At 62.4% G+C, this 13,419-nt stretch carries 12 protein-coding genes and 1 tRNA gene; 8 read left to right on the top strand and 5 right to left on the bottom strand.

What is annotated here, in order from left to right; all coding sequences use genetic code 11:
* Nucleotides 1–249: 249 nt before the first annotated feature.
* Both EN861_RS18355 and mgtE read left to right on the top strand, forming a co-directional pair.
* The gene (locus EN861_RS18355; RefSeq protein WP_167531431.1) at nucleotides 250–2,142 is read left to right on the top strand and encodes an ABC transporter ATP-binding protein/permease; all 1,893 of its coding nucleotides are present in this window, start codon (nucleotides 250–252) and stop codon (nucleotides 2,140–2,142) included.
* A 270-nt stretch (nucleotides 2,143–2,412) separates the two neighbouring features.
* Nucleotides 2,413–3,777, top strand: coding sequence for a magnesium transporter (gene mgtE / locus EN861_RS18350; RefSeq protein WP_127872436.1), 1,365 nt, complete (start codon nucleotides 2,413–2,415; stop codon nucleotides 3,775–3,777).
* A gap of 56 nt (nucleotides 3,778–3,833) precedes the next feature.
* On the opposite strand, the gene gor is transcribed toward mgtE, so the two are convergent.
* The 3 genes from gor to rpiA form a co-directional block, all read right to left on the bottom strand.
* Nucleotides 3,834–5,225 (bottom strand): glutathione-disulfide reductase, encoded by a 1,392-nt coding sequence (gene gor, locus EN861_RS18345; RefSeq protein ID WP_127872437.1) that lies wholly within the window; start codon nucleotides 5,223–5,225, stop codon nucleotides 3,834–3,836.
* Between the two features lie 119 nt (nucleotides 5,226–5,344).
* Nucleotides 5,345–5,971 carry a DUF2059 domain-containing protein gene (locus EN861_RS18340; RefSeq protein WP_135864805.1) on the bottom strand — a complete coding sequence of 209 codons (627 nt, stop codon included), beginning with the start codon at nucleotides 5,969–5,971 and terminating at the stop codon, nucleotides 5,345–5,347.
* Entirely contained in the window at nucleotides 5,958–6,689 is a 732-nt protein-coding gene (rpiA, locus tag EN861_RS18335) for a ribose-5-phosphate isomerase RpiA (RefSeq protein ID WP_127280104.1), read from the bottom strand. Before rpiA ends, EN861_RS18340 begins: the two co-directional genes overlap by 14 nt.
* Nucleotides 6,690–6,937: 248 nt before the next feature.
* Between rpiA and EN861_RS18330 the strand changes: the two genes are divergently transcribed.
* The 5 genes from EN861_RS18330 (at nucleotide 6,938) to EN861_RS18310 (ending at nucleotide 9,820) form a co-directional block, all read left to right on the top strand.
* Nucleotides 6,938–7,621: a phosphoglycolate phosphatase gene (locus tag EN861_RS18330; protein ID WP_127280103.1), complete on the top strand. Its 684-nt coding sequence runs from the start codon at nucleotides 6,938–6,940 to the stop codon at nucleotides 7,619–7,621.
* Nucleotides 7,622–7,758: 137 nt separating this feature from the next.
* A tRNA-Val gene (locus EN861_RS18325) sits at nucleotides 7,759–7,833 on the top strand.
* A gap of 272 nt (nucleotides 7,834–8,105) precedes the next feature.
* Nucleotides 8,106–8,363 carry a PepSY domain-containing protein gene (locus EN861_RS18320; protein WP_127280102.1) on the top strand — a complete coding sequence of 86 codons (258 nt, stop codon included), beginning with the start codon at nucleotides 8,106–8,108 and terminating at the stop codon, nucleotides 8,361–8,363.
* A 121-nt stretch (nucleotides 8,364–8,484) separates the two neighbouring features.
* Nucleotides 8,485–9,228, top strand: coding sequence for a lysozyme inhibitor LprI family protein (locus EN861_RS18315; RefSeq protein ID WP_135864802.1), 744 nt, complete (start codon nucleotides 8,485–8,487; stop codon nucleotides 9,226–9,228).
* 115 nt (nucleotides 9,229–9,343) lie between these two features.
* The gene (locus EN861_RS18310) at nucleotides 9,344–9,820 is read left to right on the top strand and encodes a hypothetical protein (RefSeq protein ID WP_135864800.1); all 477 of its coding nucleotides are present in this window, start codon (nucleotides 9,344–9,346) and stop codon (nucleotides 9,818–9,820) included.
* Between the two features lie 3 nt (nucleotides 9,821–9,823).
* Here EN861_RS18310 and EN861_RS18305 read toward each other — a convergent pair whose 3' ends face one another.
* Nucleotides 9,824–11,710, bottom strand: coding sequence for a murein L,D-transpeptidase (locus EN861_RS18305; protein ID WP_127872444.1), 1,887 nt, complete (start codon nucleotides 11,708–11,710; stop codon nucleotides 9,824–9,826).
* Between the two features lie 211 nt (nucleotides 11,711–11,921).
* Nucleotides 11,922–12,668 carry a 3-oxoacyl-ACP reductase family protein gene (locus EN861_RS18300; RefSeq protein WP_127872445.1) on the bottom strand — a complete coding sequence of 249 codons (747 nt, stop codon included), beginning with the start codon at nucleotides 12,666–12,668 and terminating at the stop codon, nucleotides 11,922–11,924.
* 100 nt (nucleotides 12,669–12,768) lie between these two features.
* Between EN861_RS18300 and EN861_RS18295 the strand changes: the two genes are divergently transcribed.
* Nucleotides 12,769–13,383: a TetR/AcrR family transcriptional regulator gene (locus tag EN861_RS18295; protein WP_135864798.1), complete on the top strand. Its 615-nt coding sequence runs from the start codon at nucleotides 12,769–12,771 to the stop codon at nucleotides 13,381–13,383.
* Nucleotides 13,384–13,419: the final 36 nt, after the last annotated feature.

Below are 13,419 nucleotides of genomic sequence, written 5' to 3'. Positions count from 1 at the left end.
GTTTTGTCAGGCATTCGGGTGGCGATCCAGCCATCGATATGTTGCCTCAGGGCAACGGCTGCGGACGCAATCTCGCATCCCCACTTTAAAAATTAATGGAAAATGATCAATTGGTGTTACCATCCGTAACAAAACAAAAAAGGTTTGGGCGGGATCGTGATTCGGATCGGCAGACGATCGCAAGAGTCAGTACCGGATGGACTACAAGGCGATGCCTCAGGGCGGTCGCATCTGACGCCGGTATCCTCGATGCGCAATTTTTGGGGCCTCGTGCGAGCCTACTGGGTCTCGGACCGCTGGAAGGAAGCCTGGACGCTGACGCTGGTGATCGCGTTGCTCACCGCGCTGTCCAGCAAGGCCAGCGTGTGGTTCGCCATGGCTTCGGGCGAATTGGTGAATTCGATCGCCTTCCTGCACGACGCCGCCAACACCCGCCCGCTGGAGACAATCCTGACCAACGCCGGCGTGCTGGTGCTGCTGGTCCTGCTCAAGGATGCCGGCTTCACCGGTATACGCAATCTCGTCTCGGCAACCTTGCACCGCAAATGGCGCGGCTGGCTGAACGACCAGTTCAACCAGGCCTTGCTCGACGGCAACCATACCCATTTCCATGCTCAACATGGTTCCGCGGACGGCGGCATCGTTGCGCCCGACAACGTTGACCAGCGCATCCAGGAATCGATCAAGGACATGACCGGCGGTGCGATCGGCCTCGCCATGGGCGTGTTGGGGCTGGCGACCTCGCTCTACTTTATCGGCCAGAACCTGTTGCAGTCGTCAGTTGAGGTCAAAGGTCTGGAGTTCCTTGGCAGCTATGGCAGCGCCGTTCTCGCCCTTCTTGCCGTTGCCACTTACGTGCCCCTAAACACCTGGATCGCCGTCAAGCTCGGCAGCCTGCTGGAACGTCTCAATATTCGCATGCAGAAGGCCGAGGGGAGCTATCGTAGCGAACTTACGACATTTCTGCGCCGCAGCTTCCATGTCGCCGCCTCACATGGCGAAGGCGTGCAGAAAGCGATGCACGACCGGCTCTATGTCGACATTGATCGTACCTGGGGACGGCTGAATGTCGTCAACACCAGCTATATGTCGTTCGAACTAATCTACAATTTCATCGGCGCCCGCATGGTAGCCTATGCTCCGGGCCTGGTGCCGTTCATCCACAGTCGCCTGGACTATAAAGGCTATATCACCGGCTCCGAAATGGTTGCCCAGCTCATCAGCCAGTGTTCGTGGTTCATCCATGTCATGCCCGCCATCGCCACGCTTCGCGCCAACAGCCAGCGTGTGACTGAGCTCGCCAACGCGATCGAGAATGTCCAGCACCCGCAGGAATTCTACAGCCAGAGCGGCCGTTCCGACTTCCACTACGCCAACCAGAATCCGGTTTTCGGCCTGACCATCCAGAAGCTGGAGTTGGCGCACCAGGGCGAGGACGCGACGCCATTCCTCAGTTCCGCCAACTTGCGCTTCCGGCGCGGCGAATGGACCTTCCTGAAAGGCGAATCCGGTTGCGGCAAGACCTCGCTGATCAAGGCGATCAACGGCTTGTGGCCCTACGGCCGCGGCACCATCGTGTTCCCCGAGGGCGTGAAGAGTTTTTATGCCGCCCAGGAGGTCAAGCTGCCGCAGGTGTCGCTGAAACAGCTGGTCTGCCTGCCCGGCTCCGAGCGCGACCATGGCGATGCCCAGGTTGCGTCCGCGCTGCACAAGGCTGGCCTTGGCGATTTCATCGAACACATGGCCAATGAAAGCCGCGAGGGTAAAAGCTGGGATCAGGTTCTGTCGGGCGGCCAGAAGCAGAAGCTTGTGGTGGCTCGTATCATACTGCAGCAGCCGGGGCTGCTGTTCCTCGACGAAGCGACCGGTGCTCTCGATCCTGACGGCAAGATTGCCTTCCACCAGGCCATCAAGGACAACTGCCCCGATGTGACGGTGATCAGTGTCATGCACGAAGCCGTGGCGCCGAGATCGGCTGCGGGGACCGAGTTCTACCACTCGATGGTCTTGATTGCCGACGGTGTCGCCACCAAGAAGCCGCTCGCCCCGAGCCTGCCCGTCGAACTCACCACGATCCTGGTCCAACCAAGGCCGGTCGAGGACAAATGGACGCGGTTCTCGCGCCGGCTGAAGCAGAAATAACGACGACGTAACGGGAACTTCCGCGTCAACCGGCGCGCCGTGATCACAGTCTCGCGATCAGGGCCGTTCGGGACTGTTTTCCCCCCTCACCGCGATTGACTCGGCAAGGCTCGCTCCTATGTTGCGCCGGCTTGCAGACAGTCAAAAGCGAACCCGCAAGCAGAAAGGTCACCGCGCCATGCCTGGCGATAGTCACAGTCGAACGCAACCGCCGTCCGCCTAGACGTGACCTGAATGGTTCACGTCCTGCCGGACGGCAAGGAGTGAACCATGAACGATTTTTTCCCCGTAGCGGACGATGAGGCCGTCGCAATCGCCCGCATCCTTGCCAACGACCATGTCGCCGACGTTGTCGAGGCGCTCAATCATGAGTCGCGCGAAACCGCGACGGAGCTGCTTTGCGCCGTGCCCTTCGAACGGCTGGTCGAGATTTTCGACCAGCCTGAGCTCGAAAGCGCGCCCGAATTGGCGGAGGCCCTGCCACGCCCCAAGGCGAGCAAGCTGCTCACCGCCATGTCCGTCGACCGCGCGGCCGACATTCTGCGCGAACTCGACGAGCCGGCACGCTCCGAACTGCTCGGCGCATTGGCCCCGCCACTGCGCGCGACCCTGCTTTCCATTCTGGGCTATCCCGAAGGCAGCGCCGCCTCGATCATGACGACGGAGTTCGTAAGCGTTCCCTCCGACTGGACCGTCGGGCGCACGCTCGATTACATCCGCAAGGTCGAGCGGACGCGCGAGACCATCTACGCAATCTACATCGTCGATCCGCAAACACACCTCCTGGTGCGGTCGACGGGCTTGCGGCGGCTCATCACCGGTGAGCCGGGCGACTCGATCCTGTCGGTTGCGCCCGACCGCATGCCGGTGACGGTCAGCCCGCTGGCCGATCGCGAAAACCTGGCGCAGACGATCTCCAAATACGATCTGCTCGCCGTCCCTGTCGTCGACCACGGCAAGATCCTCGGCATCGTCACCATCGACGACATCATCGACACGATGATCGAGGAGACCACGGAGGACGTGCATCGGTTCGGCGGCATGGAGGCTCTGGACGAGCCGTATATGAAGATGAGCTTCGTCGCCATGATCAAGAAGCGTGGCGGCTGGCTTTGCGCGCTGTTCATCAGCGAGATGCTGACGGCCAATGCGATGCAAAGCTACGAGGGCGAGCTGGAGAAAGCGATCGTGTTGACGCTGTTCATCCCGCTGATCATGAGCTCCGGCGGCAATTCCGGCTCACAGGCTACCTCGTTGGTCATCCGGGCGCTGGCGTTGCGCGAGATCGGCCTTCGTGACTGGTGGCGGGTGGCGTTGCGCGAATTGCCCACCGGTCTCGTGCTCGGCGCCATGCTCGGCGTGGTCGGCGTCTGCCGGATCGCGCTCTGGCAATATATGGGCTTCTACGACTATGGCCCGCACTGGCCGCTGATTGCCGCAACGGTTGGTGCTGCACTGGTCGGCATCGTCACGTTCGGCTCGCTCTCGGGGTCGATGCTGCCTTTCGCCCTGAAACGGATCGGTTTCGACCCAGCCAGTGCGTCAGCGCCGTTCGTCGCCACGCTGGTCGATGTCACCGGACTGGTGATCTATTTCTCGGTGGCGCTCGTCATCCTGCGCGGCACGTTGCTATAGCGGTTTGACTGCCGCCGCCGGCCAGGGCTGGTGGCGGCGCGCCGGTAGGCGAGGCGTCAGATGCGCTCGCCGTCCTTCACCCGATAGGTCGGCTTGTACATGGTGACGAGCTCTTCTGCCGCGGTCGGATGCACGGCCATGGTGCGATCGAAATCGTCCTTGGTCAGCCCCGCCTTCAGTGGGATCCCGAGCAGCTGCGCCATTTCGCCGGCATCCGGCCCCAGTATGTGGGCGCCGAGAACCTTGCGCGAAGCGCCGTCGACGACCAGCTTGATCAGCATCTTTTCGTCACGGCCCGACAGCGTGTGCCGCATCGGCCGGAAACTGGCGCGGTAGATTTCGATATCGGCGAAGCGCTTGACGGCTTCGTCCTCTGACAAGCCGACCGTGCCGATTTCCGGCTGCGAGAAGACGGCAGTCGCGATCGTGTCGTGATCGGGCGCGGTCGGATTGTTCTTGAACGCCGTTTCGACGAAGCACATGGCTTCGTGAATCGCCACCGGCGTCAGCTGGACACGGTTGGTGACATCGCCGATCGCCCAGATATTGTCGATGTTGGTGCGGGAAAACCGGTCGACCTTGATCGCACCCGTCGCGGCGGTCATCTCGATGCCTACGCCTTCCAGGCCCATATTCTCGGTGTTGGGGATGCGGCCGATGGCCAGCATCACGTGGTCGACCGTTAGCACCTGCCCGCTCGTGAGCTGCGCGTCGAGCCGCCCGTCCGGCCGCTTGCTGACCGATTCGGAGACGGCATGGCAAAGGATTTTTATTCCCTTCTTTTCCATCGTCTCATGCAGCGTGCGCCGCAGGTCCATGTCGAAACGGCCAAGGATTTCCTTACCGCGATAGACCAGCGTGGTGTCTACGCCGAGGCCGTGAAAGATGTTGGCGAACTCGACCGCGATATAGCCCCCGCCCTCTATCATGATCGCCTTCGGCAGCTCCTTGAGATCGAAAGCCTCGTTGGAAAAGATACAGTGTTCGTGGCCGGGCAGTGCCGGATGGGCAGCCGGACGGCCGCCGGTGGCGATCAGGATCTGATCGGCGGTGACGGTGCGGTCCTCGCCCAGGAGATGGATCACGTGCGGGTCGACGATCATCGCCCGCGAATGAAAGGTCTCGCCACCCGAGCCCTCGACATTCCTCTTGTAGATCGCTTCCAGGCGGCTGATCTCGCGGTCCTTGTTGGCGACCAGCGTTTGCCAGTCGAAGCTGGCTTCCGGCACCGTCCAGCCATAGCCGGCGGCGTCGGCAAAATGCTCGGGAAACTGCGAGGCATAGACATAGAGTTTCTTCGGCACGCAGCCCCTGATGACGCAGGTGCCACCGAAACGGTATTCTTCGGCGATACCGACGCGTTTGCCGAGTGCTGCCGCGACCCGCGCCGCCCTCACCCCGCCGGAGCCGCCGCCGATGACGAAGAGGTCGTAGTCGTAACCGGCCATGAAGCGGCTCCTTGAACGTCGAAAATGTGAGTGACAGGTAGGCCGCAAACCATCAAAAGAAAAGCCCGGACAGGCCGGGCTTTACAGATGGCCGCAAGGGCCGCGTTTGAAATGCAGGATCAGTTCTGCGTGCCGTCGGCGGGAGCCGATCCGTCCGCGGGGGCGGCGCCATCCGCCGGGGCCGCATTGTCTGCCGGAGCGGCGCCATCGGCGGGCGCGGGCGTAGGCGCAGCCACCGCCTTCGCTTTTGCCGCCGCCGCCAGAGTTTCGCCGACCTGCTGGGCAAGATCGCGGGCTACGCCGTTCTGCCAGATGTCGGCGGCCTTGACGAGGTCACGCGTCACGGTCGGGCCGCTGTCGAGCAGCTTCTTGCCGGACTCGGAACTGTAGAAGGCCGCGATGTCGGTGAGCTCCTTTTCGGAAAACACCTTCGCATAGGCAAGAGCCGCTTCCTTCTCGAGGTCCGCGCGGCGCGAGGCCAGCGCCAGCGCCTTCTCGTTTATCGTCTTGCCGATCAGCTCCTGCATGTCAGGGTTCTTCTGGATGAGCTGCGATTCGAGCGCCGCGGCGGCCTGCGGCAGGATGTTGTCGAACGGGTCGGTCGCGTGGATCGCGGCGACCGCGGCGCGTGCGGCCTTCAGATGCGATTCCGTGACGTCCTGCGCGAAGACAGGCGAGGAGAACGCGAAGACAGCCGAAGCCGCCACGAGAACTGAAAGACGGCGAACCCGGTTATGCAACATCATGATCGGTAGAACTCCCTGGTTTTCGGGCGGCATGGACGGTTTGGATACCGTCGCCGCCGGCGATGATGGCCGCTGACGCCAGCCCGATGAAAAGACCATGCTCGACCACGCCAGGAATGGCGTGGAGAGCATTCGAAAGCGCTCTTGTATCCGGAATGCGGCCAAAAGATGCATCGAGGATAAAATGGCCGCCGTCTGTAACAAAAGGCTGGCCTCCCGTCATCCTCAATGTCACCGGACCGGAAAGGCCGAGATTTCCGGCCACCACGGCCACGGCGATCTCGGTCGAGCGCAGGCCGAACTGATTGACTTCGATGGGAAGAGGAAACCGGCCGAGCGTCTCGACCATCTTCGAACGGTCGGCGATGACGATCATGCGCTGCGAAGCCGCGGCCACGATCTTCTCACGCAGCAGCGCACCGCCGCCGCCCTTGATCAATGTCAGCTCACCGTCGACCTCGTCGGCGCCGTCGACGGTGAGATCGAGCTCGGGTGTTTCCTCCAGCGTCGACAGCGGCACACCGAGTTCGCGGCACAGCGCGGCGGTGCGTTCCGAGGTCGGCACGCCGATAATGGTCATGCCTGAGGCAACCTTGTCGGCGAGCAGCCGCACGAATTCCTCGGCAGTGGTGCCGGTGCCGATGCCGAGCCGCATGCCGTCGGTGACATGGGCAAGAGCCGCCCGCGCGGCCTCGACCTTCAATTGCCTCGCATCCATGCTGCTTGCTGCCCCGAATCCTGATGCACGTCGCCCAACAGTGACCTCGGTTTGGGAACGACATGCATGAAACAAAACCCAAGGCGTGTCGCATGGGTCCGTTTCGATGCGACGCGCTTTGGCGTTTGGGCTCCTAGCATTTTTGCTGGCCGGGTCAAAGCCCTTGGCGGCTGCGCCACCAGTTTGCTTGCCTTAAAGCGTCGTAGCCGCTATCGCCTGCCGATGCGCAAACCTGCTCAGGATGGATCATGAGTCGCCCGATCATCGTGTTCGACCTCGACGGAACGCTGATTGACACGGCGCCGGACTTGCTCGACAGCCTCAACCACAGCCTGGCGGCCAGCGAACTGGCGGCCGTCGACGAGGCCGGCTTCAAACGCTTCGTCGGCCATGGCGGCCGGGTGATGATCGAACGGGCGCATGCCGCGCAGCAACGATCCCTCAAGGTTGAGGAGCACGACCGGCTGCTGAAACTGTTCCTTGATCACTACACCGACAACATTCCGGGCAAATCCCGCCCCTACCCCGGCGTGATCGAGGCGATTGCCCGCTTTGAGAAGGCCGGCTATCTGCTGGCCATCTGCACCAATAAATACGAAGCCAATTCGCTGGCGCTGATCGAGGCGCTCGGCCTGACCAGGCATTTCGCGGCAATTGCCGGACAGGATACGTTCGCGTTTCGCAAACCCGATCCGCGCCACCTGATCGAAACCATCAAACTGGCCGGTGGCGATCCGCACCGCGCCTTGATGGTCGGCGATTCGCAAACCGATATCGACACTGCCAAGGCCGCCGGCATTCCTGTCGTCGCCGTCGATTTCGGCTACACCGATCGTCATGTGCGCGAGTTCGAGCCCTCGGCGGTGATATCGCATTTTGATGCATTGACGCTCGATCTGGCACAAGGGCTGATCGGCGCCGCCGCACACTGAGCGCCGGGGACGAAATCTCTCCGGAACGGGCCAGCCGGGACCGCAAATCCGATCTGTGTGAGAACACCAGACACTGCCTTGACTTAACCGGCCGGCCTCCCTTATATCGCGGCTCGCTTGGCCTTCGGGCAACGAGCGGGCGATTAGCTCAGCGGGAGAGCACACCCTTCACACGGGTGGGGTCGCAGGTTCAATCCCTGCATCGCCCACCATCCAACCTGAAGAAATCGTTGGATGTTCGGCCGCAATCAAATTCTCTTGAAAGCTTACTGGCGCGTAGGACAAGGCTTGCTGGCGCGTAAGCAAATGCAGGCCAGTGCAAAATCATGGTCGGAAACTCGACGTTCTAAGTCGTCCGAAAACACGACGGGTTTAGATGTCTTTCGTCGGCGCGGTCACGCTTCTTTTGGGCCAACAGTTCCCTGCCTCCGGAACCAACCAATACACCAGCGAGTTTCCCTCCGTCGAAACCTGAGGGAAAACCATGTCCAGATTTCTGCTGGCGACCAGCGTCGCCGTTCTTCTTACCAGCGGATCGGCCTTTGCCGCGGATGAAGCCCCCCTGCCGCCACCCAATGCCAAGAAGCTGTCGGAGATCATCGCCAAGGTCGAGCAACGCGACGGCTTTCGCTACGTGAAAGAAGTCGATTGGGACAAAGACGGCTACACCGTCACCTACTACACCTCGGACAAGGCAAAAGTCGAAATCGACTTCGATCCTGTGACGGCCGAACCAAAATAAGGTTCGCAGGGACCTCGTCGCCAATGCGCTGCCTCCGAGCATTCTCAGCGACGAAACGCGCGCCCACATTGTCCATCCTGGGGTATGATATGCCTTGGACAAACCTGTTGGCTCGGGGGCTATGATGCGATGTTTCGCTGGAACCTATTTTCTGTCTGTACTCGCCATCGTCACAGCCGACAGCTTCCTTGGCGTTTCTCCCGCGTGGGCCGATGGCCCGTCCTTCGACTGCGCCAAGGCTGCTTTGCCCGCGGAAAAAGCGATCTGTGCCGACCCGCGGCTGTCGGCGATCGATCTGCTGGTTTCGAAGGCGTTCAAGGGATTCGAGCCGGCGTTCGGCGGCGACAAGCGCAGGATTGCCCGCGGGCTGATCGCCGACCGCAATGCCTGCGAGAGCGATACGGCCTGTATCGTCAGCGCCCTCAACAACGCCTTGCAGACCTATGGCAATGCGCCTTCCTGGATCCAGGACTACAACATCGCGCTGATTGGCAAGAAGGCGCTCGAAGCCGCCGGGCGAAACCCCGGGCACGTCGATCAGCCCCTGCCTTCGGCTATCGGCCAATGCGCATCGACGCACATCAAGACGCTTAGCGCCCGGCTCGGCGACGATCCGCTGGAAACGGCCAGTCCCGAAGCGGGCAGCGCGACCACGTTCACCAATGGCGGCGGGGCTGTCTCCTATGATCGCGAGGCCGGCTTGGCCGCCTCGAAGGTCGGAGAACCGGTCGTCATATGCCTGATCTCGATTCCCAGGGACTGCCCCAAGGACGACGACCGTGGCCGGGTCTATTATTCCGTCGACCTCGTCTCGAAAGGCTCCTGGGCTCTGCCGGATTCGCAGCATATGTGCGGCGGCGCCTGAACGGCGGGTTTCGTCCGTCCGCGTCGGGCCAAGACGCTGACAGTCTCTGTCTCCCCTTGCGTCAATTCGCCATTGATGGCTGATTGTGGAGTGACCGGGCTTCACGGGGGTGGGCATGTCGACTGCGAAGCACTTGATGAAGCGCGTCCTGATGATGCTCGCCGGCTATTTTGTCGCGATACTGGTTGGCCTGATCGCCGTGGTGGCGATCTATGCCGCGCTGAGCGCCCTGCCCAACGCGCCGGCCTATTTCGACCTCATGGGCGTCTCGCCGATCGCGGCCTTGGTGGTACCGCCCCTCGGCATGTTCATCTATTTCCTGACGGTTGTGGTGACGGCGCCGCAGACGCTGATCTTCGCGCTGATCGCCGAGTTCTTCTCCCTGCGCAACGCCCTGCTGCACATGTTCTTCGGCGCCGCGGCAGCGGCCGGCGGCTTCTTCCTGATCTGGCCGAGCGCGGCGGAGGACGTGGATCTGGAGCGCTGGGCCGACATCGGCATCATAGCCGCCGCTGGTCTTGTGGCCGGGCTGGTCTATTGGCTGATCGCCGGGCGCGACGCCGGTTTCCGGCGCCCGCTGTCGGAGCGTTGACTGTTAGCTCGACGGTGAGCGCACCGCCTCGGTCGCGTCCAGGGCCTGCTTCAGCCGCGAGTCGCGGTCATAGACGTCGCTGAAATACTCGACCTTGCCGGACATGTCGGGCCAGGCGGTGAAATAGGCGACATAGACCGGGATCTTGCGCGTCACATCCTCGGTCGAGTGTCCGTGCTTCAGCTTCTCCGCGATATAGTCGACAGAGGTGCCAAGCACCGCCGCCGCCATTCCGCGCGGATCCTGCAGGCGTACACAGCCATGGCTGAGCGCGCGCATGTCCTGCTTGAAGAATGATTTCTGGGGCGTGTCATGCATGTAGATCGCATGCTTGTTGGGGAACAGGATCTTCAATTCTCCCAGCGCATTGGCCTCGCTCGGCTGCTGGCGCACGCTGTAGGGAATGTTGGCGCCATAATCGCCCCAGTTGATCGCCGACGACGGAATGCGCTTGCCGCGTGAATCCGTCACCTCATAGCCGGCACGGTCGAGATAGCCGGGATCGCCACGCAATCTCGGCAGCATTTCGTTGACGATGATCGACTGCGGCACGCCCCAGTAGGGATGGAAATCGACCTGCTTGATCTGGTCGTAGAAGAAGGCCGTCTGGTTGGTGACACGGCCGACGACGGCGCGTGTCTTCAGCTTTTCCTGGCCGTCGTCGATGTAGCTCGCGGTGAAGGCGGGCTGGTTGATGAAAACACGCGGACTGCCGAGATCGGAAGGCAGCCAGCGCAGTTCCTCCAGCGCCACCTGAACCTTGAGCAGCCTGTCGGCCTTCGACGTCCCCGCCAGCAAGGCGACGGTGCGCGGTCCAATGACGCCGTCGCCCTTCATGCCCTCCTTCTGCTGCACCGCCTTGATCAGCGGGACAAGTTCGGGAACATAGACTTCGCTGGTTGCCAGCCGCGACAGCACCTCGCCATAGGTGCCGCCCATCTCGTCATCGAGATTGCGCGCGATCAGCGACAGGAGCTTCGGCAGTTCGGGGCTGGTTTCGCCCGGCTTCAGCAGCAGTTTCGGATCGACGACGATCTCGTTCTCGGCGCTCGCCTGCAGTGATTCCAGTTCGACGCGCAGCGCCTGGTACTCCGCATTCTGCGGATGGCGCGATTCGAGGTAGGTGCGAACTTCCTGTGTATGCGCCAGTGTTTTCAGCACGCCCACCATGTCGAGCGGCTTGGCCGGGAAATCGTAGTAGCCGGTCATGCGGTTGGGCTCGACACGGCCGCTCTGGGCGTCATGGGCGTAACGCAGGACACGCGCGGAAAGCGCCATCTCGAAACGGACGAGTTCCTTCAACTTGGCTGCGTCGTCCGCCGAGGTCGAACCGAGCGCTGGCACATCGACCGTGTAGTCGGCGGGCGTGAGGCCGTAGCTGGCAGCCTCGCCAAGCACCCGCACGGCATCTTGCGCACGGTTGTTGGGGCTTGTCCCGCCTACCCAAATGAAATCCGGGTTGGCAGAGTAGTAGGCGATCAGCGCCTTGGCGATGTCGGGCTCGGCATAGAGTTCGTAGTCGCTGAGGCCGGCAATGGCATCGTGGAAAGCAGCACCCGTGGCCGAGGGAACGAAAGCGGCATCTTGCGGCGCCGCCGGCTGCGGCGCGGTGGCCAGCGTCGAGAAGTCGACGCGCACCAGTCTGTCGGCCTTGTAAGTATAGTAAGACGGACTGCTGATCCTCGCACCGCCGCCGTCGCCACCGGCCGGCGCCTTCGGCTTGTGCTTTGGCGGAGGAGGCGGAAACTCGCCGTTCGGCTCATGCCTGATGCCGCCGCCGAACAGCATGTCGAAAAGCCCTTGGGCACCTGCCTGAGGCGTGCCGAAAGCCAGCGTCGCCGTAATCGCCACCAGCGGCATCACGGTTGCTTTTTTACCGAGGAAGTTCATGGATCACCCGCTCCGGCCGCAACCGGTTCCCGTTCCGCACGCTAGACCGTCCCGCTAACCGCATGGCGGATGTAAGGCGCGACTATACCGATTCATACCGATTTCGTTAAGCTTTCATAAATTTCGGCGGGCCTGTTGCAGAACGGTTTCACAAGATCGTGACGGCCGGGGCGACCTTTGGGTCGCCCCGGCCGCGGGGATCCCTGCGTCTTCAGGCGTTTGCGCCACCGTCGATGGTCAGCGCGGCTCCGGTGACGAAACGGCCCTCTGGACCTGCGAGCCAGGCAACCATGCCGGCGATGTCCTCCGCCTTGCCGAATCGCGGAGTTGCCATCTTCTTTCGCTGATGTTCGGCATGCGGGCCGTCGGCCGGGTTCATGTCGGTATCCGTCGAGCCGGGATGGACGACATTGGCGGTGATGCCGCGTGGCCCGAGGTCGCGGGCCAATGCCTTGGTCAGGCCGACCAGCGCCGCCTTGCTGGTCGAGTAGGCTCCCAGGTTGGTGTCGGTGACCCGTTCGGCCAGATTGCTGCCGATCGAGATGATCCTGCCGCCCTCGCCCATGTGTCTTGCCGCCGCTTTCGAGGCGATGAACGGCGCCCTCAGATTGACCGACATGGTTTCGTCGAAATCGGCAAGCGACAGCATATCGATGGGTGCGGCGCGCCAGATGCCGGCACTGTTGACCAGGATGTCGAGCCGGCCGAAGGCGGTCATCGCATCGGCAACCGCCTGGTCTATGGCTTCGGCGTCGCGGTTGTCGGCCTTGATCGCGATCGCGCGACCGCCCTTGGTCTCTATCTCGGCGACGACCGAGCGGGCCTGGTCCTCGCCATGCACATAGGTCAGCGCGACATCGGCCCCCTCCGCCGCGAGCCTTCGCGCGATTGCCGCGCCGATGCCGCGGCTGCCTCCGGTGACGAGTGCCGCCTTGCCGTTCAAATTCCTGGATGCCATCGGTTTCTCCATTTATGTAGTGATTGATACATAAATATCTGCCAGCCTTGCCTGATTGCGTCAACTCATTTATGTATCGATCAACACAGAAATGAACGTCATGTCGGAAAGAGGCCGTCCCCGCACCTTCGATCGAAACGCGGCCCTGCGGCGCGCGATGGATGTGTTCTGGGCCAAGGGCTATGAAGGCGCGTCGATCAGCGACCTCGCGGCGGCGATGGGCATCAATTCGCCGAGCCTCTATGCCGCCTACGGCAGCAAGGAAGCCTTGTTCCTCGAGGCGACGGATCTCTATTCCCGCGTGGAAGGTGCCGATATCTGGCTCGCGCTCGAAGAGGCGCCAACGGCGCGCCTTGCGATCGAGCGGTTCCTGCGTCGGACCGCAAAGGCCTATTCGCAGACCGATCGCCCGCAGGGCTGCCTGATCGCGCTGGGTGCGCTGCACGAAGATTCGAGCCGGGGCGCGATCTGCGCGGATTTGCGGCGCCGCCGCGCCGAGAATCTAACCGCCCTGAAGAAGCGTCTCGAGCGCGGCGTGGCCGAGGGTGAACTGCCTGCCGACTTCAATTGCCGTGCCGCCGCGACCTTTTTTGCAACGGTCCAGCACGGCATGTCGATCCAGGCGCGCGACGGTGCTTCCCGTGCCGCCCTGCTGGCGACGGTGGCCGGGGCAATGGCCGCCTGGAAGACCATGGCCGACACCGCCGAGGCGTGACAAACACCGTTCGTTGTGCTCGAAATTCGACTTGCA

Origin of the sequence: Mesorhizobium sp. M8A.F.Ca.ET.218.01.1.1 (assembly GCF_004791165.1) — a bacterium.
Taxonomy (GTDB): domain Bacteria; phylum Pseudomonadota; class Alphaproteobacteria; order Rhizobiales; family Rhizobiaceae; genus Mesorhizobium.
Note: the sequence above shows the minus strand (reverse complement) of the source record. Positions and strands in the feature narration are given on the sequence as shown.